Raw genomic sequence first — 23412 nt, 5'->3', positions numbered from 1 at the left:
GATGATAACAGCTCAGTCCAACGCGCTAGCAGATCTAAATTATCGGATAAGGTCGCCGTCCTTGGCACGATTCGCTCCAGCACTGTCCTTTAGAGCTGCTGCATCATCTTGCGCACGCCCGCCACATGCCGACGGCTGACCACCAGCGCATCGCCATTGAGCCCTTTCAGATAAAGCTGGAAATGCCCTAGCGGCGTGCGCTGCAGGCGTTCAATACGGTTACGCGCGACCAACGCATTGCGGTGGATACGGACAAAGCGGTCACCGAACTCATCCTCAAGGGCCTTGAGTGGTTCATCCAGCAAGACTTCGCCGGACTCATGGCGCAGGGTGACGTATTTGTGATCGGCGATGAAGTAAATGACCTGATCCAGCGGGATCATTTCGATGCCTTTGCGGGTTCTCGCACTGATGTGACTGCGAGGCCCGATGCCGCTCTCAGCGGCCGGGCGCGTCAACGCCGCCAACTGCACCCGGCTGGGACGCTCTGCCCTGCGCAAGCTGTCCCGCAACTCCTCGGCGCGTACCGGCTTGATCAGGCAGCCCAGGGTGCTGTCTTTGAATACGTTTACCGCGAACTCATCATCCGCCGTACAGAACACCACCGCCGGTGGTGCTTCACGCTCGCACAAGCGACCTGCCACCTGCAGGCCATCCAGGCCTGGCATACGAATGTCGAGCAGGACGACATCGGGTTTAAGGCTGTCGATCAGTGCCAGGGCCTCTTCACCATTGGTGGCGCTAGGCTCCAGCACGGTATAGCCCTCAAGCTCGCCGAGCATGCGGCTCAAGCGTTCGCGGGCTTGGGGTTCGTCATCAACGATCAGGACATTCATATTGCGCTGGATTCCTGCGTGAGTCTCGCACAAGGATAGCGTAGACAGGTGAAGTGACGACCGTCACGGCGATCCACGCTCAGACTCGCACGATGGCTAAAAATTCACTGGGTCGGCAGTAAAGATGCCAATCCTCAGTCCAACTGTAGACGGTTGCCGGAACGCTGCCGTTCATTCGCCAAATATCCTGTCAAGAACACACCTTCAACGGCGCCAGCCAGAACCTCGATCACCCATTTATGCCGACCGCCGAACGCCGTCAATGCTGCCAATCCTGCTATTATCGGCGCCACTTTTCCCGTTCACGCCTTCAACGAGCGAATCCATGAGCACTGACAAGACCAACCAGTCCTGGGGCGGCCGCTTCAGTGAGCCCGTCGACGCTTTCGTCGCCCGCTTCACCGCTTCCGTCAACTTCGACCAGCGCCTGTATCGCCACGACATCATGGGTTCGATCGCCCACGCCACCATGTTGGCGAAGGTCGGCGTTCTCACCGATGCCGAGCGCGACAGCATCATCGACGGGCTGAAAACCATCCAGAGCGAAATCGAAGCCGGCAACTTCGACTGGCGCATCGACCTCGAAGACGTTCACATGAACATCGAGGCGCGCCTGACCGATCGCATCGGTATCACCGGCAAGAAGCTGCACACCGGGCGTAGCCGTAACGACCAGGTCGCCACCGATATCCGTCTGTGGCTGCGTGACGAAATCGACCTGATCCTCGCTGAGATCACCCGCCTGCAACAAGGCCTGCTGGAGCAAGCCGAGCGCGAAGCGGAAACCATCATGCCGGGTTTCACGCACCTGCAGACCGCGCAACCGGTGACCTTCGGCCACCACCTGCTGGCCTGGTTCGAGATGCTCAGCCGTGACTACGAGCGCCTGGTCGACTGCCGCAAGCGCACCAACCGCATGCCGCTGGGCAGTGCCGCACTGGCCGGTACCACCTACCCGATCGACCGTGAACTGACCTGCCAGCTGCTGGGCTTTGAAGCCGTGGCCGGCAACTCGCTGGACGGCGTCTCTGACCGCGACTTCGCCATTGAATTCTGCGCTGCCGCCAGCCTGGCGATGATGCACCTGTCGCGCTTCTCCGAAGAGCTGGTGCTGTGGACCAGTGCGCAATTCCAGTTCATCGACCTGCCTGACCGCTTCTGCACCGGCAGCTCGATCATGCCGCAAAAGAAAAACCCGGACGTGCCAGAGCTGGTGCGCGGCAAGAGCGGCCGTGTATTCGGCGCCCTGACCGGCCTGCTGACCCTGATGAAAGGCCAGCCACTGGCCTACAACAAGGACAACCAGGAAGACAAAGAGCCGCTGTTCGATGCCGCCGACACCCTGCGCGACTCACTGCGGGCCTTCGCCGACATGATCCCGGCCATCAAGCCGCGTCATGCGATCATGCGCGAAGCCGCACTGCGCGGCTTCTCCACCGCCACCGACCTGGCTGATTACCTGGTACGGCGCGGCCTGCCGTTCCGTGACTGCCACGAAATCGTCGGCCATGCAGTGAAATACGGCGTCGACACCGGCAAGGACCTGGCGGAAATGAGCCTGGACGAACTGCGCCAGTTCAGCGACCAGATCGAGCAAGACGTATTTGCCGTCCTGACCCTGGAAGGCTCGGTCAACGCCCGTAACCACATTGGCGGTACCGCTCCAGCCCAGGTACGGGCTGCGGTGCAACGCGGCAAGGCCCTGCTGGCCAGCCGTTAAGCCTCGATACAGGCTCGCCGGGCAGCACGGCGAGCCTGTTTCAACTCAGCGCTTGCCGCTGCGAATCATCTCGAGGAAGGCGGGCATCTGCGCTTCCTTGTCCGCTGCGATCTTCTGCACATGCGGGCTCTCCTTGAGCCGGGCGAACAGCGCCTTGGCCTGCGGGAAGTCTTCCAGCAAGTCCTGACCAAATATCTTGAGGCCGACACCGCGCGCCAGATCGACACTGTAGAAGAAATACAGGTCGGCCAGAGTCAGCGTGTTACCAGCAACGTAAGGCGAGAACACGCCGTTGCGCTTGAGGGTATCAAGCCCCGCCAACAGTTCGCCCTTGGCCTTTTCCTTGATGACCGCGTCCACCTGCATGCCGAAAAACACCTCGGGGTAACAAGCCCGTGCCGGCAGTTCGATATACAGCTCGATTTCCTTGGCCAGCTCGCGCACCTTGGCACGCGCATAGGCCTCGGCAGGCAGCAAGGCATGCTCAGGATGCACCTGCTCGATGTACTCGAGGATCACGCTGGTCTCACTGATAAAGCCGTGCTCGGTTTCCAGTACCGGGACCTTGCCGCGCGGGCTGACCTGCAGAGCGTCATCGCTCTGGCCACCGTTGAACGGCACCTCTTCAAAGGGCAGGCCCTTTTCCAGCAGTGCCAGTTTGACCATGTTGTAGTAGTTGCTGACTGCAAAACCATGAAGCTTGAGCATGAAAACAGCCTCCAGGCCGTAAGGAGTTGGCCCGGGGTGTTATAGAACGATTGGCCTGGACTGACCAGCATCATGGATCGTGTCGATACTGCGACATGACCTGTGCGCTCATGGCAAACTGCAAGCTCAACGCGAGGAATCACCATGAGCGAACAGAACAAAATCGACAGCGACGACGAAGAAGCCTTCGCCGAAGCCACCCTGACCCAGGCCATCGAGAATCAGATCGAGTCCGGTGAGCCACCGGCCGCCAAGGCGGCTTTCAACAAGCTGACGCTGGTGGGCTATGAGCGCGAAGAAATTCTCAACCTGATGGCTCATGTACTGGCTATCGAGATTGACGCCATGCTCGATGAAGACCGTGCATTCAACACCGAATGGTACGAAACTGCCCTGCGCGCACTGCCCGAACTACCGCCGGAAAAAGACTGAACTACACTCCAAAGCCAGGCATCCGTTACCAAGGTGCCAACCGCAAATTCAGGAAATGTCGGAGTACCTATGTCATTTACCCCCGAGTTGGTTGCCGAACTGGAAATACTTGCACTGTTCAACCTGGCCAATACCCAGGAAGGCCTGAAAATTCACACCAAGACGGCAGCGCCCCAAGCCATTGCCGCCGCCAAACGCCTGCATGACAAGGAACTGATCACCCAACCCGATGGCGGTTACCTGACCAGCCTGGGCCTGGACGCCGCCGAGCATGCACAGCAGCTGCTGACCATCCTTAACGTGACCGAAACAGCCTGAATACCCGCCGACACCTTCACCGGCAAGCCTCACGCGCCAGCGTCTTGCACGACCTTCGGGCCGTACACGACGCTGCACCGCCCACGAAAAAATGGCGTCAAAAACCAAATACGGCTTAAACCGACTGCATTACTAGGGCTAAACTCGCCAGTGCTAACTGACGTTCCCTTGTCGAGCCTGTAGGCCGGTTTGAATCCATAATGAACCACCCCTATGAAATCCGCCCGGACCTGGATGCAGGCATCGACCGCAAGGTGCTCAATCAGTTGCGCGCGCGTTTTCTGCGCCTGAACGAAGGTCGCCTGGCACGCGCAATGGACGGTTTGTCGAGCAGACAGCAACTCGTCCTTAACCTGCTACCGCTGCTCTTCCACGTCAATCACCCACTGTTTCCCGGCTATGTCTCAGGCTCTACCCCAGCGGGTGTCTCCGGTTACGAGCCCGATGCACAGCAGTTGGCTGAAGCGCAGCGCCTGACGCGCTCGTTCAGCTACAGGCCTCGCCATGGCAACCCGCCACGCCCCATTCATGGGCTGTTCCTGATGGGCAGCCTCGGCACCCTGGCCCAGGCCGAACAAAGCGACATGGATGTGTGGGTATGCCACGCTTGCGACCTGGACGACACCGCCCTGGCCGAGCTGCGCAAGAAGTGCACGTTGCTGGAGATCTGGGCCGCCAGCCAGGGCGCCGAAGCACACATGTTCCTGATCGACCCGCAGCGATTCGTTCAGGGCGAACGCAACACCAGGCTCAGTTCGGAAGATTGCGGCACCACTCAGCATTACCTGCTACTTGATGAGTTCTACCGCACCGCCATCTGGCTGGCCGGCCGCACACCGCTTTGGTGGCTGGTACCTGTGCACGAAGAAGCGCGCTATGCCGAATTCACCCGCACGCTGCTGTCCAAACGGTTTGTCCGCGAAGAAGAGGTTCTGGATCTTGGCCATCTGGCCCATATCCCGGCCGGCGAGTTCATCGGTGCCGGGCTCTGGCAGTTGTACAAAGGGATTGAGTCGCCCTACAAATCTGTACTTAAACTGCTACTGACCGAAGCCTATGCCAGCGAGCATCCACAGGTACACTGCCTCAGCCTGCAGTTCAAACAGGCCGTGTTCGCCAACCGCCTGGACCCAGACGAACTCGACCCCTACGTGATGGTTTACCGGCGCATCGAGCGCTACCTGAAGGCCAGCGGCGACAGCCAACGGCTGGAGCTGGTGCGACGCAGCCTGTACCTGAAGGTCAACAAGAAACTCAGCAACCTGGCACGCCAGCGCGTGAGTGGCTGGCAACGCGAGCAGCTTGCACGCCTTTGCCAGGAATGGGGTTGGGACGAACGCCAATTGGCCCTGCTCGACAGCCGCAGCCAATGGAAAGTTCGTCAGGTCGAGAGCGAGCGGCGGGTGCTGGTCGATGAGTTGAACTACGGCTACCGCTTTCTCAACCAGTTCGCACGCAGCCAACAGGCGAGCAATCGCATCGACCAACGCGACCTCAACGTGCTTGGCCGACGCTTGCATGCAGCTTTCGGGCGCCGTGCTGGCAAAGTCGACTTCATCAACCCAGGCGTGGCCCCTGACCTGGCCGAAGACACCCTGACGCTGGTCCAATCAAGTACCGGCAACGCACCGGAGCGGGTTCAATGGACACTCTACAGCGGCAACCTCGGCCCGCAGGAATGGGAGCACTTCGCCCCGATCAAACGGTGCCGCGGGTTACTTGAACTGCTGACCTGGGCCCATCGCAATGGCGTGATCGACAGCAGTACGCGACTAGCGCTGTATCCAGGCAGCAGCGACCTGAGCGAGTACGAGCTGTTCAACCTGCTCGGCAGCCTGCAGCACAGCGTAGCCCTGCCACTGCCCCGTGTCAGTGAGGAACGCCTGCTGCAACCCAGCGTAGCCGAGGAGGTGCTGTTGCTGGTGAATGTCGGCATCGACCCACTGCGCCAACACCGCGACCTGAACATCCTGATGACCACCGAGCGTACCGACTCGCTGAGCTACGCTGGCGTGCGCGAGAACCTGGTACTGACCCTCGACCAGGTCACACTCAACAGTTGGAACGAAGTGCAGGTTCAACGCTATGACGGCGAACATGCCCTGCTGCGCTGCCTGCGCGATTACCTGAGCAGCCTTGAGCGCGGCGCACCTGCGCCACGCTTGAGGGTACGCTGCTTCTGTCATAACCGGGCCCAGGCCATTGCCCTGCGTGTCGAAGAAGTGTTCATGAGCGCTCAGGCACTCCTGGAGCAACCCCTCGAGTACCGCTACCTGATTCAGGTTCAGCAGCATACCCACGTGCTCAACCTGCAACCTGGCGCAACCGAAATAGCCACACTGAACGACCACGCGGCCCTTCTGGCGTATCTGGGCCAGGAGCGGAGCAGTTACAGCCACCTGCACCTGGATGCCAATGCACTGCAGGAGCATGACCTGGCACAAGTGCTTGCGCTTGGCCAGCCGCACGCCCTTCAGGTGTTCTACCGCCTGTGGGATGACTGGGCCGATGTCTACGTGCTGGATGAACATAACGTGTTGTGGCAGCAACGCCTGCCGATGCATGACGAGAGCAGCCTGCTGCTGCCGTTGCAGCGCTTCCTGCAGGCGGTGGTTTTTCGTCAGAACGCGCGCCGGCCACTGGCGCAAGGCTCGCTGGCAATCCATTACTACCAGATTATGCCCTCGGGCGGAGGCCGAGCGCGCCGGGTCGAACCCCGCCCCGCGCCACAGGACAGCAGCGGCAGGTTTTTCTACGACGTACAGGCGATCCTACAGACGAGCGCAACCGAGTCAGCCCACGTCACGCTGTACTGTAATCAAAAGGAATTTTCAGCGCTCGACCATGGCGACCAACTGTATGCCATGGTTGCGCGCGAGATCGTCGAGCAGCGCCGTGAAGCTGCGCCCTACCGCTGCTACATCACTGACCTGGACCTGTCCGACCTGATCGCTGAAAGCCCAGGTTCAAGCATCCGCTACCTGCGCTACAAGGACGAACTGGAGGCGCGCCTGAACGACGCCATGGCCCTGCTCTAAGCCAGGTTCAGAGGTCAAAGTCACCAGCGGCTTCCGGCTGGTACTCAACCTCCAGCAGCTTGAGCTTGAGGGTCTTGCCGCCCGGTGCTGGCCAATCGATCTGCTCGCCGACCGACAGGCCCAGCAATGCGCAGCCAATCGGCGCCAGGATCGATACGCTGCCTTCGGCACCTGCATCCTTCGGGTAGACCAGGGTCAGGTGATAGTCCTTGCCACTGGCTTCCTCGCGGCAATGCACGCGGGAGTTCATGGTCACCACACCGGCCGGGACCTCCTCGTGACCGACCACCTGCTCGGCGCGGTCCAGCTCGTCCTGCAAGGCGAGCACACCCGGCACGTTTTCGTCGAGGCTATCGATCAAACGCTCAAGACGTTGTACGTCCAATCGGGTGAGGATAAGGGAAGGCTTGGTGCTCATGATCCAGTCAGACTCCTTTTTCTAGGCGATATAAAGAAAAACCCCGCCCAAGGGCGGGGTTTTCAGGAATTCGGCAGTGCCGATATACGTTCGACACTACCACAGCCCGGCAAATACACAAGAGGGGAGGCAGGCAGCCCTGGCTCAGCGAGCCTCGGCCTGGGTGCGCCGGGCACCTGCTTCGCGGCAAATCTGACGACGCTGCTCGTCATCCGCCGAACGCCACTGGCGAATATCCTCGACATGCCGGAAACAACCCAGGCAGACCTTCTGCTCATCGAGCCGGCACAGGCTGATACACGGCGAAGGCACCGCCGGGCTGACATTGCTGTACAGCGGCTTGGCCGGTTTGCTGGCAACACTCATTTCAAATCTCGTCGAAGTCGAGCTTCTCGCCAGACTGCTCAAAGACGATGCGCACCAGCATTTCGCCCAACAGTTCGTCAGTGGTATCGCACATCCACTTCTTGCTTTCCGGGTCGTAGTCGAAATGGAAACCGCCGCTACGGGCAGCCAGCCACAGCTGACGCAAAGGCTCCTGCCGGCTGAAGATCAACTGGCTGCCATTATCGAACTTGATGGTCAGGACACCGGCCGAATTTTCCATGTCCAGGTCCAGGCCGCTTTCGTCGAACAGGTCTTCCAGCGCCTGCTGGGTGGCATCGACCAGGTCATGAAAACGTGCTTCGCTCAAACTCATTGCAAGAACCTCGAAATTTTCTGCTCACGCGCAAGCCGGGCACGATACGAGGCCAGCGCGACGAATGCAAAGGATACCGACCACCGCCCCTGTCCGATGGCGGGCAAGCCACATAGGCAAGGCGCTGGGCGCTCGGTATACTCGGGCGCAATACTGCTTATTTCAAAGGATTTCGCCATGAAGCGCCTGATCTCCTCCCTCGCGGCGCTCGTCGCGGTTGCCTGCCTCGTCTCCGCCTGTGGTCAAAAGGGTCCTCTGTACCTGCCTGACGACAGCAAAGATGGCAAAAAATCGCAATCGCACCAGCACCAATAAGGGAATCCCATGGACGCTTTCAGCTACCGCGAAGGTGAACTGTTCGCGGAAGACGTAGCGCTGTCAGCCATCGCCGCGCGCTTCGCAACGCCGACGTACGTTTACTCGCGCGCCCATATCGAAGAGCGCTACCGCAGCTATACCGATGCCCTGGAAGGCTTATCGCACCTGGTCTGCTTTGCAGTCAAGGCGAACTCCAACCTGGCCGTGCTGAACGTGCTCGCCCGCTTGGGCGCAGGCTTCGACATCGTCTCCGGCGGTGAGCTGGAACGCGTCCTGGCCGCTGGCGGACGCGCCGACCGCGTGGTGTTCTCCGGCGTCGGCAAGACCCGTGAAGACATGCGTCGGGCCCTGGAAGTCGGCGTACACTGCTTCAACGTCGAGTCCACTGACGAACTGGAACGCCTGCAGGTCGTCGCCGCCGAGATGGGCGTACGCGCGCCGATTTCGCTGCGGGTCAACCCTGACGTCGATGCCGGTACCCACCCGTACATTTCCACCGGGCTGAAAGAGAACAAGTTCGGCATTGCCATCGCCGATGCCGAGGCCGTCTATCTGCGCGCAGCTCAACTGCCGAACCTGGAAGTGGTGGGTGTCGACTGCCATATCGGTTCGCAGCTGACCACCCTCGCCCCGTTCCTCGACGCACTCGACCGCCTGCTGGCGCTGATCGACCGCCTGGCCGAATGTGGCATCCACCTGCGTCACCTGGACCTGGGTGGTGGTGTTGGTGTGCGTTACAACGACGAACAGCCACCGCTTATTGCCGACTACATCAAGGCCGTACGCGAGCGTGTCGGCGAACGTGACCTGACCCTGGTCTTCGAGCCGGGTCGTTACATCGTCGCCAATGCCGGCGTGCTGCTGACCCGTGTCGAGTACCTCAAGCACACGGAACACAAGGATTTCGCCATCGTCGATGCGGCGATGAACGACCTGATCCGCCCAGCCCTGTATCAAGCCTGGATGGACGTGACGGCCGTGCAGCCGCGTGCGGGCGAGCCACGCACCTATGACGTGGTCGGACCGATCTGCGAAACCGGCGACTTCCTGGCCAAAGCGCGTCAACTGAACCTGGCCGAGGGCGACCTGCTGGCTGTGCATTCAGCGGGTGCCTATGGCTTTGTCATGAGCTCAAACTACAACACCCGTGGCCGCTGCGCCGAAGTTCTGGTCGATGGCGACAAGGCCTTTGAAGTGCGTCGTCGCGAGACCGTAGCCGAACTGTTCGCAGGCGAAAGCCAGTTGCCGGAGTAACCCCATGCTGCTGCGTTTTACCAAAATGCATGGCCTGGGCAATGACTTCATGGTCCTCGACCTGGTCAGCCAGCATGCACACATTCTGCCCAAGCACGCCAAGCAATGGGGCGACCGGCATACCGGTATCGGCTTCGATCAGTTACTGATCGTCGAAGCACCGAGCAATCCGGACGTGGACTTTCGCTACCGGATCTTCAACGCCGACGGCTCCGAAGTGGAACAGTGCGGTAACGGTGCACGTTGCTTCGCCCGCTTCGTGCTGGACAAACGCCTGACCGCCAAGAAACAGATCCGCGTCGAAACCCGTAGCGGCGTCATTGAGCTCAATGTCCGTAGCGATGGGCAGATCTGTGTCGACATGGGCCCACCACGGCTGGTCCCGGCCGATATTCCGTTCCAGGCCCCCGAACAAGCCCTGAGCTATTCGGTGGATGTGGACGGCCAGCAGGTCGAAATGGCCGCCGTCTCCATGGGCAACCCGCACGCCGTGCTGCGTGTCGATGACATCAACCAGGCACCGGTACATACCCTGGGGCCGAAGATCGAACACCACCCACGCTTCCCGCAACGTGTGAATGTCGGCTTTATCCAGGTCATTGATCGGCACCGCGCACAACTGCGGGTCTGGGAACGTGGCGCCGGGGAAACCCAGGCCTGCGGTACCGGCGCCTGCGCTGCTGCAGTGGCCGCGATCAGCCAAGGCTGGATGGATTCACCCCTGCTTATCGACCTGCCAGGCGGGCGCCTGTCGATTGAATGGGCAGGACCTGGCCACCCGGTGATGATGACCGGGCCGGCCGTGCGCGTTTTCGAAGGACAGGTTCGTCTATGAGTGAGTATCAGCCATGACCGATCAGCCCCAGGCCCCCGTCGAACACCCCGCCCCGAGCGATCAGGGCATGACACCGGCCCTTGGGGCCGAGGCCGTGGCCGCCTACTTGCGCGCCAACCCGGCATTTTTCACCGAGCATGATGAACTGCTGGTGGAACTGCACGTCCCTCACCAGCGTGGCGATAGCGTCTCGCTGGTCGAGCGCCAGCTCAAGCTCCTGCGTGATCGCAACATCGAGATGCGCCATCGCCTGTCACAGCTGATGGACGTCGCCCGCGACAATGACCGCCTGTTCGACAAGACCCGCCGCTTGATCCTCGACCTGCTCGATGCCAACAGCCTCGAGGAAGTGGTCATGGCCGTCGAAGACAGCCTGCGCCAGGAGTTCAAGGTGCCGTTTGTCAGCCTCATACTGTTCAGTGACAACGCCACTTCGGTGGGCCGCTGGGTCAACAGTACCGAGGCCCAACAAGCCATTGGCAGCTTGCTCTGCGGCGGCAAGACCGTCAGCGGCTCGCTGCGCGACCATGAGCTGGACTTCCTGTTCGGTGAAGAGCAGCGTAAAGAAGTCGGCTCCAGCGCCGTCGCCGTACTCAACCATCAGGGCCTGCATGGCGTGCTGGCGATCGGCAGCCGAGATCCGCAGCACTACAAGAGCAGTGTCGGCACCCTGTTCCTGGGCTACATTGCCGAAGTCCTGGGCCGTGTCGTTCCACGCTTCACGCAAACCCTGCGTTCGGTGCGCTGACCATGCAACGCCAGTTGGACGCGTTCTGTGCATACCTGCGTAACGAACGTCAGGTGTCACCGCATACCCAACTGGCCTACCGGAGCGACCTCGACAATGTCCTGGCGTACTGCGCCAAGGCCGGCATCAACAGCTGGAACGACCTGCAGATCCAACAGCTGCGTCAGTTCGTTGCCCGTCAGCATCAACACGGGCAGTCCTCACGTAGCCTGGCCCGCATGCTCTCGGCCGTGCGCGGTTTCTATCGCTACCTCAACCGTGAAGGGTTATGCAGCCACGACCCGGCCACCGGTCTGTCGGCCCCCAAAGGCGAGCGGCGCCTGCCCAAGACCCTGGACACCGACCGCGCCCTGCAATTGCTCGACGGAGCCGTTGAAGACGACTTCATCGGCCGGCGCGATCAGGCCATCCTGGAGTTGTTCTACTCCTCCGGGCTGCGCCTGTCGGAGCTGACCAGCCTGAACATGGAGCAACTGGACCTCGCCGCAGGCCTGGTACAGGTGCATGGCAAAGGCAGCAAGACCCGCGTACTGCCGGTGGGCCGCAAAGCACGCGAGGCCCTGCAACAGTGGTTCAAATTGCGCGGCATGAGCGCGCCTGAAGATGGCGCGGTGTTTGTCACCCGCCAGGGCCGTCGCCTTGGCCGTCGGGCGATCCAACTGCGGGTACAGGCCGCCGGCGTAAGGGAACTGGGGCAAAACCTGCACCCACACATGTTGCGGCACTCTTTTGCCAGCCACCTGCTGGAGTCCTCCCAAGACCTGCGCGCCGTCCAGGAAATGCTCGGCCATGCCGACATCGCCACCACGCAGATCTACACTCACCTGGACTTCCAACACTTGGCTGCGGTTTACGACAGCGCCCATCCACGGGCCAAGCGCAGTAAGGACAGCGACACATGAGTATCGAGCTGATCACCTTCGACCTGGACGACACCCTGTGGGACACCGCCCCGGTTATTGTCAGCGCCGAAGCCGTACTGCGAGATTGGCTGGCGGCCAATGCCCCCAACCTGGGCCCCGTGCCGGTCGAGCACCTGTATGCCATTCGCGAGCGCCTGGTACAGGCCGAACCGGGGCTCAAGCACCGCATCAGCGCACTACGGCGTCGGGTGCTGTTCCATGCACTGGAAGAGGTTGGCTACAGTGAGGCGCACGCCCGGGAGCTGGCCAACGAGGGCTTTGAAGTCTTCCTGCATGCCCGCCATCAAATCGACATTTTCCCGGAAGTGCAGCCGGTGCTGGAATTGCTCTGCCGTCACTACAGCTTGGGCGTGGTCACCAACGGCAACGCCGATGTGCGCCGCCTGGGGCTGGCTGACTATTTCAAGTTCACCTTATGCGCAGAAGACCTGGGCATCGGCAAACCCGACCCGCAGCCCTTCCAGGAAGCCCTTCGCCGTGGCCAGGTAGAAGCCAGTGCGGCGGTACATATTGGCGATCACCCCGGCGACGACATCGCAGGCGCCCAACAAGCAGGCCTGCGGGCGATCTGGTTCAACCCTCAAGGCAAGACCTGGGAGGCCGAACAACACCCGGATGCCGAAATCCAGCGCCTGTCGCAGCTTCCTGAAATCCTGTCCCGCTGGCGCTAAAACAGCGCACACAAAAAAGCCCGCAGCGACAGCGGGCTTTTTGTTACGACAACCACTCAGATAGGGCGGCTACCATATTTGTTGTCCGGCTTCTTGGGCGGGTCAGCGACCACATTCGGCTCAACTTCCTGCACCTTGCCACCGCGAGCCAGGAACTCTTCCATGGCCTTGGCCAAGGCATCACGCTCTTTCTGCTTGGCTTCCATGCTTGGCATCTCGTCAACCGAGACAGCCGCCTTGGATTTGCCTTTGGCGACCGGTACGGGACTGTCGTCACCGTCGTCTGCCACGTCTTCGGCAGCGGCTTCCAGGCCTTCGTCGCCTTCGTCTTCGTCGCCTACTTCGAGGTCATCATTTTCCAGATCGTCGTCGCTCATGTTCTACCTCATGACTTGCGAAAAGCACATTAGTTATGGACCCGCGGCGCAAATAGCGCAGCCGCCGGGCAAAATTCAAAGGTGATGAAGCCCCATCACCTGCAACGCTCGCCCTACCGGCAAGCGCCATGCGAGCCCGACACACACCGAGCCCGACAAAAAGTAAAGAGCCACCGGCGACACCGAGCCGGCCCACCCTGGCGTCATGGGCATGCCCATTGACAAGCCTAGCAAAGGGTACCGAAGTGTGCGGACCACTGATAAGCACCCTTCGGCGCGCATTCTAGCGTGCTGTGGGAAAAAACAAAGTGTCTAAATATCCTTGTTGCCTGTAAGTCTTGTGCTTAAGGGCAAACGCTTCAGGGCAGTACCTGCGCAAGTATTTGAGGAAACCGTTTGCGTGTAATTTCCGGCTCAAATCGCAGGCAAAAAAATGCCCGGCGAACCGGGCAGATTTTTTCTGGCGATTACAGTGCGTAACCACGCTCGTTGTGCTGAGCCAGGTCGAGGCCGACCGACTCTTCTTCTTCGTTGACCCGCAGGCCCATGACCAGGTCCAGAACCTTGAGGATCACGTAGGTGGCGATTGCGGTGTAAATCACGGTAAAGCCTACGCCCTTGGCCTGAATCCAGACTTGCGCAGCGATATCCTCAACAGTGCCGAAACCACCCAGGGAAGGCGCGGCAAACACACCGGTCAGGAGCGCGCCGACAATACCGCCGATACCGTGTACACCGAAGGCATCCAGCGAGTCGTCATAGCCCAGTTTGCGCTTGAGGCTGGTAGCGCAGAAGAAGCAGATCACCGAAGCCACCAGGCCGATCACCAGCGCCCCCATCGGGCCTACAGTGCCAGCGGCCGGGGTGATGGCTACCAAGCCTGCAACCACACCCGAAGCGATACCCAGAGCGCTTGGTTTACCGTGCGTCAGCCACTCGGCAAGCATCCAGCCCAGCGCAGCGGCGGCAGTGGCAATCTGGGTGACCAGCATGGCCATACCGGCGGTGCCATTGGCGGCGGCGGCAGAGCCGGCGTTGAAGCCGAACCAGCCGACCCAGAGCATGGCCGCGCCCATCAGGGTGTAACCCAGGTTGTGGGGCGCCATTGGGGTGATCGGGAAGCCTTTACGCTTGCCCAGCACCAGGCAAGCCACCAGGCCGGCGATACCGGCGTTGATATGCACCACGGTGCCGCCCGCGAAGTCCAGCACGCCCCAGTCCCACATCAGGCCGCCGCTGCCACTCCAGACCATGTGCGCAATCGGCGCATAGACCACGGTGAACCAGATGGCCATGAAGATCAGCATGGCCGAAAACTTCATGCGCTCGGCAAAGGCACCGACAATAAGAGCCGGCGTAATGATCGCGAAGGTCATCTGGAAGGTGATGAACACGGCTTCCGGAAACAACGCCGTCGCGGAGGTGAGGCTCGATGGCGTCACACCGGCGAGGAACGCCTTGGACATGCCGCCGACGAAAGAATTGAAGTTGACTACGCCCTGTTCCATACCGGTGGTATCGAACGCCATGCTGTAGCCATAAACGACCCAGAGAATGCTGATCAGGCCAGTGATCGCGAAACACTGCATCATCACCGACAGGACGTTCTTGGACCGCACCATGCCGCCGTAAAACAGCGCCAGGCCGGGGATGGTCATGAACAGCACCAAGGCTGTAGAGGTCAACATCCAGGCGGTATCGCCGGAGTTGAGCACAGGTGCTGCGTCCTCTGCCAGGGCCAGGCCAGGCATTACGAGGGACAAAAGGGCTCCTAGCCCTGCGAACTGACGCAGAGTCATGATGTTATCTCCTGGGGCGTTGGGTTTGGGGCGGCTTTTTGTTAGATCGCGTCGGTATCGGTTTCGCCGGTACGAATACGGATAGCCTGTTCCAGATTCACCACAAAGATCTTGCCGTCACCGATCTTGCCGGTATTGGCCGCCTTGGTGATGGCTTCGATGACCCGGTCCAGATCCTTGTCGTCAATGGCGACATCAATCTTCACTTTGGGCAGGAAATCGACCACATACTCCGCACCGCGATACAGCTCGGTGTGGCCTTTCTGCCGACCGAAACCTTTGACTTCGGTAACGGTAATGCCCTGCACGCCGATTTCAGACAACGACTCGCGCACGTCGTCCAATTTGAACGGCTTGATGATGGCAGTGACTAGCTTCATGAAACTTTCTCCCGAATTGGTGGACTTGCCCCAGGAAAACAAACCCGACTCAAGTCTAAGCGCAGCGCTTGGCTTTGTAACGCGTCGTCGACCACTCATCCTCAAGCCGACGCCACAAACCACGTCTTACGAAACACGTCCTTCGCTCCATTTGCGCACTGCATCGTCACAGCGACAGCATCGGTGCATGGGTCACAGAGGTCTAAGCAGAAACCTTGCCATGTCCGACAAATTCACCAATTACAACGACTTACGGCAACCCGGTCAGTTTGGCCATTCGCCAGCAAGGTTCGGACGCACAACTACGGTGCGCGGCATTGCGCCGCGATGCGCAAAAAGTGTGCAATGCGAGCCCGGTTTCCTTGCGTGATACACTGCCGGCCTTGTGGAATTTTCTGGATACTGCCCATGCTCGCGCCCAAAGCCTTTCTCGATGCCCTGAGCGACCAGGCCTCGCGCCTTTTCAGCAGCGACACCTCACAGCCTCGCAGTGAACTGGAAAGCCAGTTCAAGGCGCTGCTGCAAAGCGGTTTCAGCAAGCTTGAACTGGTCAGCCGCGAAGAGTTCGACAGCCAGATGGTGGTACTGGCCCGTACCCGCGCCCGCCTGGAGGCGCTGGAAGCCAAAGTGCTGGAACTGGAAGCGCGGATGACCCCGCCGGTAGAAACCGCCACCGAGCAGTAATCACCCACGCGCAGCGGCTGACACCGAGCCTGCTCCGTGGGAACAAGGCTTGCCTGCGATAGCGTCTAAGCGCTGCGAAGTTGAGTACGCAGCGCGTAGATGCTGGCAAGCCCCGCTCGCGGCCCGCTTACCAGCCCAACTGTTTGTTGAACGACAACGCATCGTAGTAATCATGCTGCGTCGCGATCTTGCCATCCTTCAGGCGGATGAAGCTGACCCCTTTGAAACTCAACGGCTTGTTGGTCGCAGGGGTTTCAGGTGCCCAGGCACCGGTGTTATGGCCATCGAACTGCCATTCAAAGGCAATGTTGTCGCCTTCAATGATCGGCTCGCCAACCATCTGCCACTTCAAATCCGGCACGGCATCGATAAACAGCTTGATGACTTTATCCCGGGCCGTTTCCCGGCCGACTTGAGGGATCCCTACGGACGCATCCAGAAACTCCCCGTTTTCAGCGAAGTACTGCGCCGCCGCATTGGGGTCATGCTTGTTCCAGGCACTCATGTAAGCATCGATGATGCTCCGGGTGCTCTGTTTGTCCGCTGCAATCGACAACTGGGCGAACAAGAGCATGCAAAGGAGGCTAACGAGACGTATCGACAGTCGACGCATGGTATTTCCTCTTCGATTGTTGCTGTTGTGGTAGAAACGGAAACAGGTGTCAGTGGTGCGTTGAGGGTAGGCCACGACCTATCGCGGCGTTGGCAGTTCAACCAATGACCACTCGATCGATAACGGTTCTAGCTTTCGCACGTTGGCGGCCGCAGGGCGGCTGGCGATGTTCCCCACGAACCAGTTGGCCGAATTGGCGGCAACGATTCGGCCCTCAGCATTGATGATGAACGCCTCGTTCTTCATCCGCAGCAGGCACCGGGTGAGCAACTGATCGAATTCGTGCAGGGCGATATCCGCTGCGGCAACGCCGACAAAATGCCCCTTGGCAACAATCGGAACGGAGAAGGCCAGTATGTAAAGCTCTGTACCGTACAGGTCCACGAATGGCCCCTCGACCGACGCCTCACCCGTCAGCTTGGGGCGCGTAAACCAAGGCATGCCCTGATAATTGTAGAAGCTCTCGCTTTGACGATTGAAGTTCAGCATCATCGGGGCGACTTTGCCGCTGGAAGGGCGGTAGAACCACTCAAGAAACAATTCTTGGTCCGCAAGCTCGCCCGGCTCCAGCACCACCCCCGTCCCGTGGATATAGCTGTCGTTTGCCAACAGCCGCGCTTCAATGGTCGCCTGAAGAAAAGCGAGGTCTTTGGAGGTCGGCTTCCGCCCTTCGGCATCCAGCGCCTCCCAGACCGTTACCACTTCCCCGGCCAAGCTGTTCAATTGCTCGAACAGGGTGCAGAAGATCGCTTCCAATCGCTGGGCACACTGATGAAGCTCTTCGTTTTGTTCGACTGTGATCATGGTGATGTAGCCTCTTGCAGCTCAAGCAGTGCGTAGCGCAAATCCATCAGGCGTTTTATGCCCTCTTTGACATGAGCCTCTGTCAGCGCACTGGCCAGATTAGACTCACCGGCCATCACGGCTTGCAGGATCGCCCGGTGCTCCGCAATGACCGTACTCTTGTGAGCGTCCGCCATAGAAATCCATAGCAACTCGCCCATTTGGGACTGAAGGCGCATTTCTGCGTGCGTCAATCGCACCGACTGCGCAGCAACCGCAACCTCGATATGAAATCGTGCATCCGCCCGGCGAAGCTCGCTTCGGGTCGTGGCCTCTTGGAGCGCCGTCACGAAATGCTCCAGCCTTTGATGCTGGGCACTGGTAGATCGGCTGGCCGCCAAGCCTGCGGCAGTAGCCGAAATAGCGATTTGCTCGTCGCACAGGTCGCGAAGCTCCAGCGAACTCATCGCACTGAGCCTGGCCTTGAGGAAGTCATCGGAAACCTCCACAGGGGCACAGACGAAACTGCCGCCGTTTCTGCCGCGCTTGGTTGCAACAACACCCCGCTGACGCAAAATCGCCAACGCGTCGCGCAATGTCACGGTCGCCACGCCGAAGCGCGTCGCCAGTTCACTCTCACTAGGCAACTGCTCACCCTCGCCAATCAGCCCCAGCTCAATGACCTCGATCAGTCGGCGAGCCACTTCCTCGGGCTTGCCCTCCTGGCTGACTTGCAACAGGGACAGGCGGTTCACTTTGTTCAGTTGAGTCATCTACTCGCCGCTAAAAATATGAAACCAGTTTTCTTTTAGCCATATCGGCTTAAAAACTCAACAGGAATGCACAAGCCAAACAAAAATCAGTCGCTCAAATGTCGTTTTTAGGCAAAAACGACAGGTCAATTGGCAGGCTCAAATTCATAAGATATGGTTTTAAATGTTTACTAGGCAGCCCGACTCCGCGACTCACCGATAGCGCTGAGGGGCCATTGGCATCGACACAGAGGAATGGCAGATCATGACGAATCCAACGCTAAGCACATGGGAAACCCGGGCACGAGAACTGAAGATAGAAGGGCGGGCCTTTGTCGGTGGGGAATACACCCACGCGATCGAAGGCGGAACGTTTGACTGCCTGAGCCCGGTCGACGGTCGACTGCTGACCAAAGTCGCCAGTTGCACGGCCGCCGACGCCGACCATGCTGTCAGCGTTGCTCGCGCCACGTTCAATTCTGGCGTCTGGTCGCGCATGGCGCCAGCGGACAGGAAGCAGATCATAGTGCGCTTCGCCGACCTGCTGATGGCCAACGCCGACGAGTTGGCGCTGTTGGAAACCCTGGACATGGGCAAGCCGATCAGCGACTCACTGGCGGTCGATGTGCCGCAAGCAGCGCAAGCGCTGAGCTGGAGCGGCGAAGCGATCGACAAGATCTACGACGAAGTGGCAGCAACCCCCCATGATCAATTGGGCCTGGTAACACGCGAACCGGTCGGTGTCGTGGTTGCCATCGTGCCGTGGAACTTCCCGTTGATGATGGCCTGCTGGAAACTGGGCCCGGCCTTGGCCACCGGCAACTCGGTAATCCTCAAACCCTCGGAAAAATCACCGCTGACCGCCATTCGCATTGCCCAGCTGGCGATTGAAGCCGGCATTCCGGCGGGCGTGCTGAACGTATTGCCAGGCTTCGGCCACACCGTCGGCAAGGCGCTGGCCCTGCACATGGATGTCGACACACTGGTGTTCACCGGCTCAACCAAAATCGCCAAGCAACTGATGATCTATGCTGGCGAATCCAACATGAAACGCGTCTGGCTCGAAGCCGGCGGCAAAAGCCCGAACATCGTCTTCGCCGATACCCCGGACCTGCAAGCCGCTGCCGAGTCTGCTGCCGCGGCCATCGCCTTCAACCAGGGCGAAGTGTGCACCGCCGGCTCGCGCCTGCTGGTAGAACGTTCGATCAAGGACGCCTTCCTGCCACGGGTGATCGAGGCCCTCCAGTACTGGAAGCCAGGCAACCCACTGGACCCGGCGACCACCGTTGGCGCGCTGGTCGACACCCAGCAGATGAACACCGTGCTCTCGTACATCGAGTCGGGCCATACCGAGGGCGCCAAACTGGTAGCCGGCGGCAAGCGCATCTTGCAGGAAACCGGTGGTACCTACGTTGAACCGACCATCTTCGACGGCGTCAGCAACGCCATGAAGATCGCTCAGGAAGAGATCTTTGGCCCCGTGCTGTCGGTGATCGCCTTCGACAACGTCGACGATGCCATCCGGATCGCCAATGACACCCCGTACGGCCTGGCCGCGGCCATCTGGACCGCCGATATCTCCAAAGCCCACCTGACCGCCAAGGCCTTGCGCGCCGGTAGCGTCTGGATCAACCAATACGACGGCGGCGATATGACCGCGCCCTTCGGTGGTTTCAAACAGTCGGGCAATGGCCGTGACAAGTCGCTGCATGCCTTCGACAAGTACACCGAACTGAAGGCCACCTGGATCAAGTTGTAAGGCAGCAAGACAACAGCAAAAACAGCCGGCAGGACACACTTTTCAGGACAACAACATGAACAGCTCTGAATTTTCCATGGCTGATAGCGATGCCGCCCAGTTAAGGGCGCTTGGCTACACGTCCAACTTTGAAAGAAGCATGAGCCTCTGGGAAAACTTTGCCCTGGGCTTCACCTACCTCTCCCCGGTGGTCGGCGTCTATACGCTGTTCGGCCTGTGTTTGGCGGCGGGCGGGCCGCCAATGTTCTGGTCGTACTTACTGGTCGGTCTCGGGCAAATGCTGGTGTGCCTGATATTCTGCGAAGTCGTTTCGCAATTCCCGATCTCAGGTGGCGTCTATCCGTGGGCGCGTCGCCTGGTGGGCAAGCGCTGGGCCTGGATGGTGGGCTGGATCTATTCCGTCTCATTGTGCGTGACCATTGCTGCCGTATCGCTGGGCGCAGGGCCCTACATAGCCGCCATGCTGGGCTTCGAGCCCAGCCCGGTGACCAACACCCTGATCGCACTGGCGCTCACCGCAATGGCCACCGTGCTGAACCTGAGCGGGACCAGCCTCTTGGCAAAAGTGGCCATGTTCGGCTTTATCTGCGAACTGCTGGGCGCCATTGTCATCGGTGGCTACCTGCTGATCTTCGAGCGTCACCAGCCGTTCTCGGTGCTGTTCAATACCTTCGACATCAGCATCGACGGCAGCTACTGGCCCGCATTCCTGACCGCATCGCTGGCAGGCATGTTCCTCTACTACGGCTTTGAAGCGTGCGGCGACGTCGCGGAAGAAACCCCCAACCCGAGCAAACGCATTCCCAAGGCCATGCGCATGACCATCTACATTGGTGGTGGTGCCGCGATTTTTGCGGCACTGGCACTGATTCTGGCGGTCCCGGACATCGCCAAGGTGCTCTCGGGCGATGACAAAGACCCGATGTCCACCATCATGGCCAATGCGTTCGGGCCAACCGGATGGCGCGTCGTGACTGCGGTCATCACCATCTCCTTCGTGTCGTGCGTACTGAGCTTGCAGGCTGCCGCCAGCCGGTTGCTCTACTCCTTTGCACGGGACGAAATGGTCATGGGCAGCAATGTACTCAAGCGTCTTTCGCCGACGACACGTGTGCCAACGGCTGCACTGATCACCTGCGGTGTGATCCCGGCATTCATCGTCTGCGCAGGCTTCTTCTTGGAGAACGCCATCGCGATCGTCGTCAGCTTCGCAGCCATTGGCATTTACCTGTCCTTCCAGATGATCGTGGGCGGGGCGCTGTTCGCTCGAATCCGCGGCTGGAAACCAGCAGGTCAATTCACCCTTGGCGGTTGGGGCTGGATCGTGAACATCCTGGCGCTGGTCTACGGCTTGCTGGCGGTCGCCAACATGTCCTGGCCACGTACCCCGGAGGCGCCTTGGTACAGCAACTACGGCATCTTGCTGACCGCCGCCGTCGTGATCGTCTTCGGCTTGCTCTACATGACCCTGTTCAAGCCATACGACAAAGGCACGGCGCCGTTTGCCGATGCGTGGGAGCTACACAAAAAGTAGCGCCTTGGTACGCTTAAAAAATGAAGGCCATGCAGTAATGCATGGCCTTCTTTGTTTTTCGGGGCCAGTATCAGACGTGACCCGCTACCTGCCCCGCAATCTCCAGCATCACTCTACCTCCGGCATCCCTGCCCTGCCCCACTATCCTTGCCTTAGCCGCAGGACGCGGCCCCGTACTGATCATGGAGCGAACATGTCTCTTGCTATCGTTCACAGCCGCGCCCAGGTTGGCGTGCTGGCCCCGGCCGTTACCGTCGAGGCGCACCTGGCCAACGGCCTGCCCACGCTCACCCTGGTTGGGCTACCCGAAGCCACGGTCAAGGAAAGCAAAGACCGGGTACGCAGTGCGATACTCAACTCCAGCCTGGAGTTTCCTGCCCGACGCATCACGCTCAACCTCGCCCCTGCCGACCTGCCCAAGGATGGCGGACGCTTCGACCTGGCCATCGCGCTAGGCATTCTCGCTGCCAACGGGCAGATCCCCATCATGGCGCTGCATGACGTGGAGTGCCTTGGCGAACTGGCGCTGTCCGGGGCGATTCGCCCGGTGCAGGGTGTGTTGCCAGCAGCGCTGGCCGCACGCGATGCCGGACGGGCGCTGGTGGTGCCGAAGGAAAATGCCGAAGAAGCCTGCATGGCCTCCGGGCTCACCGTATTCGCCGTCGAACACCTGCTGGAACTGGTCGGGCATTTCAACGCTCAGGAGCCGCTCTCGCCTTACCGCGCCAACGGCCTGATCCTGCAAAGCCGGCCCTACCCCGACCTGAGTGAAGTGCAAGGCCAGATTGCCGCCAAACGCGCATTGCTGGTGGCCGCAGCCGGGGCGCATAACCTGCTGTTCAGCGGCCCGCCCGGCACCGGCAAGACGCTCCTCGCCAGCCGCTTGCCCGGCCTGTTGCCACCACTGGACGAGCGGGAAGCGCTGGAGGTCGCGGCGATCCAGTCGGTGGCCAGCCCGGTACCGCTGAACAGCTGGCCGCAGCGCCCGTTTCGCCACCCACATCACTCGGCCTCGGGGGCGGCACTGGTGGGCGGTGGCAGCCGACCGCAACCCGGTGAAATCACCTTGGCCCATCATGGCGTGCTGTTTCTCGATGAACTGCCGGAGTTCGAGCGGCGTGTACTTGAGGTGCTGCGCGAACCCCTGGAATCGGGCGAAATCGTGATCGCCCGGGCTCGTGACAAAATCCGTTTCCCGGCGCGCTTCCAACTGGTGGCGGCGATGAACCCCTGCCCCTGCGGCTACCTGGGCGACCCGAACGGGCGCTGCCGCTGCAGCAGCGAGCAGGTCCAGCGTTACCGCAACAAACTCTCCGGCCCGCTGCTGGACCGTATCGACCTGCACCTGACCGTTGCCCGCGAAGCCACGGCGCTGGCCCCAACCGTCCACAGTGACGACAACAGCGCCAACGCTGCCGCCCAGGTCGCCGCCGCCCGCGCACTGCAGCAACAACGCCAAGGCTGCGCCAACGCCTTCCTCGACCTGCCCGGCCTGCGCATGCATTGCCCGTTATCCACAACCGACGAACGCTGGCTGGAAAGCGCCTGTGAACGCCTGACCCTGTCATTACGCTCGGCCCACCGCTTGCTCAAAGTCGCACGCACCCTCGCAGACCTGGAGCAGGCCGAACAGATCAGCCGCACACACCTGGCCGAAGCCCTGCAGTATCGTCCGGCAACGCAGTAAGGCGAGCGCTTGGTAGCGATACAAAGACCGCGCACCGCCAGATACCTCACGGATGCTCTCGCACGCAAGCTTCCCCCAGATCGCTCTGGATTTCCCCGGATTCTGCTCTTTACTTTCAGCAGCTC

At 60.4% G+C, this 23412-nt stretch carries 24 protein-coding genes and 2 pseudogenes; 14 read left to right on the top strand and 12 right to left on the bottom strand.

What is annotated here, in order from left to right; translation table 11 throughout:
• Positions 1-89: 89 nt before the first annotated feature.
• Both UIA24_RS03315 and UIA24_RS03310 read right to left on the bottom strand, forming a co-directional pair.
• Positions 90-836: a LytR/AlgR family response regulator transcription factor gene (locus UIA24_RS03315; RefSeq protein WP_065758042.1), complete on the bottom strand. Its 747-nt coding sequence runs from the start codon at positions 834-836 to the stop codon at positions 90-92.
• A pseudogene (locus UIA24_RS03310) lies at positions 833-940 on the bottom strand (sensor histidine kinase); the annotation flags it as partial. The gene UIA24_RS03315 and the pseudogene UIA24_RS03310, both read right to left, overlap by 4 nt.
• Before the next feature lie 221 nt (positions 941-1161).
• On the opposite strand from UIA24_RS03310, the gene argH reads away from it, so the two are divergent.
• Positions 1162-2556, top strand: a complete 1395-nt coding sequence (gene argH, locus UIA24_RS03305; protein ID WP_065758043.1) for an argininosuccinate lyase — start codon at positions 1162-1164, stop codon at positions 2554-2556.
• Positions 2557-2601: 45 nt separating this feature from the next.
• Here argH and UIA24_RS03300 read toward each other — a convergent pair whose 3' ends face one another.
• Complete coding sequence (locus tag UIA24_RS03300) at positions 2602-3264, bottom strand: glutathione S-transferase family protein (RefSeq protein ID WP_330522184.1); 663 nt, start codon at positions 3262-3264, stop codon at positions 2602-2604.
• Between the two features lie 144 nt (positions 3265-3408).
• Between UIA24_RS03300 and UIA24_RS03295 the strand changes: the two genes are divergently transcribed.
• The 3 genes from UIA24_RS03295 to UIA24_RS03285 all read left to right on the top strand — a co-directional run bounded on the left by UIA24_RS03295 (position 3409) and on the right by UIA24_RS03285 (position 7052).
• Positions 3409-3696 carry a hypothetical protein gene (locus UIA24_RS03295; RefSeq protein ID WP_330522183.1) on the top strand — a complete coding sequence of 96 codons (288 nt, stop codon included), beginning with the start codon at positions 3409-3411 and terminating at the stop codon, positions 3694-3696.
• A gap of 69 nt (positions 3697-3765) precedes the next feature.
• Positions 3766-4014 (top strand): TIGR02647 family protein, encoded by a 249-nt coding sequence (locus tag UIA24_RS03290; RefSeq protein WP_065758046.1) that lies wholly within the window; start codon positions 3766-3768, stop codon positions 4012-4014.
• 200 nt (positions 4015-4214) lie between these two features.
• Complete coding sequence (locus UIA24_RS03285; RefSeq protein WP_330522182.1) at positions 4215-7052, top strand: class I adenylate cyclase; 2838 nt, start codon at positions 4215-4217, stop codon at positions 7050-7052.
• Positions 7053-7059: 7 nt separating this feature from the next.
• Here UIA24_RS03285 and rnk read toward each other — a convergent pair whose 3' ends face one another.
• The 3 genes from rnk to cyaY all read right to left on the bottom strand — a co-directional run bounded on the left by rnk (position 7060) and on the right by cyaY (position 8170).
• Complete coding sequence (gene rnk, locus UIA24_RS03280) at positions 7060-7470, bottom strand: nucleoside diphosphate kinase regulator (RefSeq protein ID WP_065758048.1); 411 nt, start codon at positions 7468-7470, stop codon at positions 7060-7062.
• Positions 7471-7614: 144 nt separating this feature from the next.
• The gene (locus tag UIA24_RS03275; RefSeq protein ID WP_065758049.1) at positions 7615-7836 is read right to left on the bottom strand and encodes a DUF1289 domain-containing protein; all 222 of its coding nucleotides are present in this window, start codon (positions 7834-7836) and stop codon (positions 7615-7617) included.
• Between the two features lies 1 nt (position 7837).
• The gene (cyaY, locus tag UIA24_RS03270) at positions 7838-8170 is read right to left on the bottom strand and encodes an iron donor protein CyaY (RefSeq protein ID WP_065758050.1); all 333 of its coding nucleotides are present in this window, start codon (positions 8168-8170) and stop codon (positions 7838-7840) included.
• A 177-nt stretch (positions 8171-8347) separates the two neighbouring features.
• On the opposite strand from cyaY, the pseudogene lptM reads away from it, so the two are divergent.
• The 6 genes and pseudogenes from lptM to UIA24_RS03240 form a co-directional block, all read left to right on the top strand.
• Positions 8348-8482, top strand: a pseudogene (gene lptM / locus UIA24_RS03265) (LPS translocon maturation chaperone LptM); the annotation flags it as partial.
• A gap of 12 nt (positions 8483-8494) precedes the next feature.
• Entirely contained in the window at positions 8495-9742 is a 1248-nt protein-coding gene (gene lysA / locus UIA24_RS03260; protein WP_330522180.1) for a diaminopimelate decarboxylase, read from the top strand.
• Positions 9743-9746: 4 nt separating this feature from the next.
• Positions 9747-10577 (top strand): diaminopimelate epimerase, encoded by an 831-nt coding sequence (dapF, locus tag UIA24_RS03255; RefSeq protein WP_065758052.1) that lies wholly within the window; start codon positions 9747-9749, stop codon positions 10575-10577.
• A 13-nt stretch (positions 10578-10590) separates the two neighbouring features.
• A complete protein-coding gene (locus UIA24_RS03250; RefSeq protein WP_065758053.1) occupies positions 10591-11325 on the top strand; it encodes a DUF484 family protein in 735 nt (244 codons plus the stop codon).
• Positions 11326-11327: 2 nt separating this feature from the next.
• A complete protein-coding gene (xerC, locus tag UIA24_RS03245; RefSeq protein WP_065758054.1) occupies positions 11328-12227 on the top strand; it encodes a tyrosine recombinase XerC in 900 nt (299 codons plus the stop codon).
• Positions 12224-12919: an HAD family hydrolase gene (locus UIA24_RS03240; protein WP_065758055.1), complete on the top strand. Its 696-nt coding sequence runs from the start codon at positions 12224-12226 to the stop codon at positions 12917-12919. The genes xerC and UIA24_RS03240 overlap by 4 nt, the downstream gene beginning before the upstream one ends.
• Before the next feature lie 56 nt (positions 12920-12975).
• On the opposite strand, the gene sutA is transcribed toward UIA24_RS03240, so the two are convergent.
• The 3 genes from sutA to glnK form a co-directional block, all read right to left on the bottom strand.
• Positions 12976-13296, bottom strand: coding sequence for a transcriptional regulator SutA (gene sutA, locus UIA24_RS03235; RefSeq protein ID WP_099773278.1), 321 nt, complete (start codon positions 13294-13296; stop codon positions 12976-12978).
• A gap of 467 nt (positions 13297-13763) precedes the next feature.
• Positions 13764-15095, bottom strand: a complete 1332-nt coding sequence (locus UIA24_RS03230) for an ammonium transporter (protein ID WP_065758057.1) — start codon at positions 15093-15095, stop codon at positions 13764-13766.
• A gap of 41 nt (positions 15096-15136) precedes the next feature.
• Positions 15137-15475 (bottom strand): P-II family nitrogen regulator, encoded by a 339-nt coding sequence (gene glnK, locus UIA24_RS03225; RefSeq protein ID WP_002555808.1) that lies wholly within the window; start codon positions 15473-15475, stop codon positions 15137-15139.
• Between the two features lie 408 nt (positions 15476-15883).
• Here glnK and UIA24_RS03220 point away from each other — a divergent pair, with 408 nt between their 5' ends.
• Positions 15884-16159, top strand: a complete 276-nt coding sequence (locus tag UIA24_RS03220) for an accessory factor UbiK family protein (protein ID WP_065758058.1) — start codon at positions 15884-15886, stop codon at positions 16157-16159.
• Positions 16160-16286: 127 nt separating this feature from the next.
• Here UIA24_RS03220 and UIA24_RS03215 read toward each other — a convergent pair whose 3' ends face one another.
• The 3 genes from UIA24_RS03215 to UIA24_RS03205 all read right to left on the bottom strand — a co-directional run bounded on the left by UIA24_RS03215 (position 16287) and on the right by UIA24_RS03205 (position 18328).
• The gene (locus tag UIA24_RS03215) at positions 16287-16772 is read right to left on the bottom strand and encodes an ester cyclase (protein ID WP_330522177.1); all 486 of its coding nucleotides are present in this window, start codon (positions 16770-16772) and stop codon (positions 16287-16289) included.
• A gap of 78 nt (positions 16773-16850) precedes the next feature.
• The gene (locus UIA24_RS03210; RefSeq protein WP_099773276.1) at positions 16851-17576 is read right to left on the bottom strand and encodes a cache domain-containing protein; all 726 of its coding nucleotides are present in this window, start codon (positions 17574-17576) and stop codon (positions 16851-16853) included.
• Positions 17573-18328: a FadR/GntR family transcriptional regulator gene (locus tag UIA24_RS03205; protein WP_102053477.1), complete on the bottom strand. Its 756-nt coding sequence runs from the start codon at positions 18326-18328 to the stop codon at positions 17573-17575. Before UIA24_RS03205 ends, UIA24_RS03210 begins: the two co-directional genes overlap by 4 nt.
• 244 nt (positions 18329-18572) lie before the next feature.
• On the opposite strand from UIA24_RS03205, the gene UIA24_RS03200 reads away from it, so the two are divergent.
• From UIA24_RS03200 to UIA24_RS03190, 3 genes are all read left to right on the top strand, one after another.
• Complete coding sequence (locus UIA24_RS03200) at positions 18573-20066, top strand: aldehyde dehydrogenase (RefSeq protein WP_330522176.1); 1494 nt, start codon at positions 18573-18575, stop codon at positions 20064-20066.
• Between the two features lie 55 nt (positions 20067-20121).
• Positions 20122-21600: an APC family permease gene (locus UIA24_RS03195; protein ID WP_065758065.1), complete on the top strand. Its 1479-nt coding sequence runs from the start codon at positions 20122-20124 to the stop codon at positions 21598-21600.
• A 193-nt stretch (positions 21601-21793) separates the two neighbouring features.
• A complete protein-coding gene (locus UIA24_RS03190) occupies positions 21794-23287 on the top strand; it encodes a YifB family Mg chelatase-like AAA ATPase (protein ID WP_330522174.1) in 1494 nt (497 codons plus the stop codon).
• The last annotated feature ends 125 nt before the right edge of the window (positions 23288-23412 follow it).

Origin of the sequence: Pseudomonas sp. AL 58, assembly GCF_036348395.1 — a bacterium.
GTDB classification, from domain to species: Bacteria; Pseudomonadota; Gammaproteobacteria; order Pseudomonadales; family Pseudomonadaceae; genus Aquipseudomonas; species Aquipseudomonas defluvii.
This window is presented reverse-complemented; position numbering and strand designations above follow the sequence as displayed.

What these genes read in the sequence shown, in the direction of transcription:
- UIA24_RS03315 (WP_065758042.1), bottom strand. Translation starts at nt 836, where the DNA reads ATGAATGTCCTGATCGTTGATGACGAACCCCAAGCCCGCGAACGCTTG.
- argH (WP_065758043.1), top strand. Translation starts at nt 1,162, where the DNA reads ATGAGCACTGACAAGACCAACCAGTCCTGGGGCGGCCGCTTCAGTGAG.
- UIA24_RS03300 (WP_330522184.1), bottom strand. Translation starts at nt 3,264, where the DNA reads ATGCTCAAGCTTCATGGTTTTGCAGTCAGCAACTACTACAACATGGTC.
- UIA24_RS03295 (WP_330522183.1), top strand. Translation starts at nt 3,409, where the DNA reads ATGAGCGAACAGAACAAAATCGACAGCGACGACGAAGAAGCCTTCGCC.
- UIA24_RS03290 (WP_065758046.1), top strand. Translation starts at nt 3,766, where the DNA reads ATGTCATTTACCCCCGAGTTGGTTGCCGAACTGGAAATACTTGCACTG.
- UIA24_RS03285 (WP_330522182.1), top strand. Translation starts at nt 4,215, where the DNA reads ATGAACCACCCCTATGAAATCCGCCCGGACCTGGATGCAGGCATCGAC.
- rnk (WP_065758048.1), bottom strand. Translation starts at nt 7,470, where the DNA reads ATGAGCACCAAGCCTTCCCTTATCCTCACCCGATTGGACGTACAACGT.
- UIA24_RS03275 (WP_065758049.1), bottom strand. Translation starts at nt 7,836, where the DNA reads ATGAGTGTTGCCAGCAAACCGGCCAAGCCGCTGTACAGCAATGTCAGC.
- cyaY (WP_065758050.1), bottom strand. Translation starts at nt 8,170, where the DNA reads ATGAGTTTGAGCGAAGCACGTTTTCATGACCTGGTCGATGCCACCCAG.
- lysA (WP_330522180.1), top strand. Translation starts at nt 8,495, where the DNA reads ATGGACGCTTTCAGCTACCGCGAAGGTGAACTGTTCGCGGAAGACGTA.
- dapF (WP_065758052.1), top strand. Translation starts at nt 9,747, where the DNA reads ATGCTGCTGCGTTTTACCAAAATGCATGGCCTGGGCAATGACTTCATG.
- UIA24_RS03250 (WP_065758053.1), top strand. Translation starts at nt 10,591, where the DNA reads ATGACCGATCAGCCCCAGGCCCCCGTCGAACACCCCGCCCCGAGCGAT.
- xerC (WP_065758054.1), top strand. Translation starts at nt 11,328, where the DNA reads ATGCAACGCCAGTTGGACGCGTTCTGTGCATACCTGCGTAACGAACGT.
- UIA24_RS03240 (WP_065758055.1), top strand. Translation starts at nt 12,224, where the DNA reads ATGAGTATCGAGCTGATCACCTTCGACCTGGACGACACCCTGTGGGAC.
- sutA (WP_099773278.1), bottom strand. Translation starts at nt 13,296, where the DNA reads ATGAGCGACGACGATCTGGAAAATGATGACCTCGAAGTAGGCGACGAA.
- UIA24_RS03230 (WP_065758057.1), bottom strand. Translation starts at nt 15,095, where the DNA reads ATGACTCTGCGTCAGTTCGCAGGGCTAGGAGCCCTTTTGTCCCTCGTA.
- glnK (WP_002555808.1), bottom strand. Translation starts at nt 15,475, where the DNA reads ATGAAGCTAGTCACTGCCATCATCAAGCCGTTCAAATTGGACGACGTG.
- UIA24_RS03220 (WP_065758058.1), top strand. Translation starts at nt 15,884, where the DNA reads ATGCTCGCGCCCAAAGCCTTTCTCGATGCCCTGAGCGACCAGGCCTCG.
- UIA24_RS03215 (WP_330522177.1), bottom strand. Translation starts at nt 16,772, where the DNA reads ATGCGTCGACTGTCGATACGTCTCGTTAGCCTCCTTTGCATGCTCTTG.
- UIA24_RS03210 (WP_099773276.1), bottom strand. Translation starts at nt 17,576, where the DNA reads ATGATCACAGTCGAACAAAACGAAGAGCTTCATCAGTGTGCCCAGCGA.
- UIA24_RS03205 (WP_102053477.1), bottom strand. Translation starts at nt 18,328, where the DNA reads ATGACTCAACTGAACAAAGTGAACCGCCTGTCCCTGTTGCAAGTCAGC.
- UIA24_RS03200 (WP_330522176.1), top strand. Translation starts at nt 18,573, where the DNA reads ATGACGAATCCAACGCTAAGCACATGGGAAACCCGGGCACGAGAACTG.
- UIA24_RS03195 (WP_065758065.1), top strand. Translation starts at nt 20,122, where the DNA reads ATGAACAGCTCTGAATTTTCCATGGCTGATAGCGATGCCGCCCAGTTA.
- UIA24_RS03190 (WP_330522174.1), top strand. Translation starts at nt 21,794, where the DNA reads ATGTCTCTTGCTATCGTTCACAGCCGCGCCCAGGTTGGCGTGCTGGCC.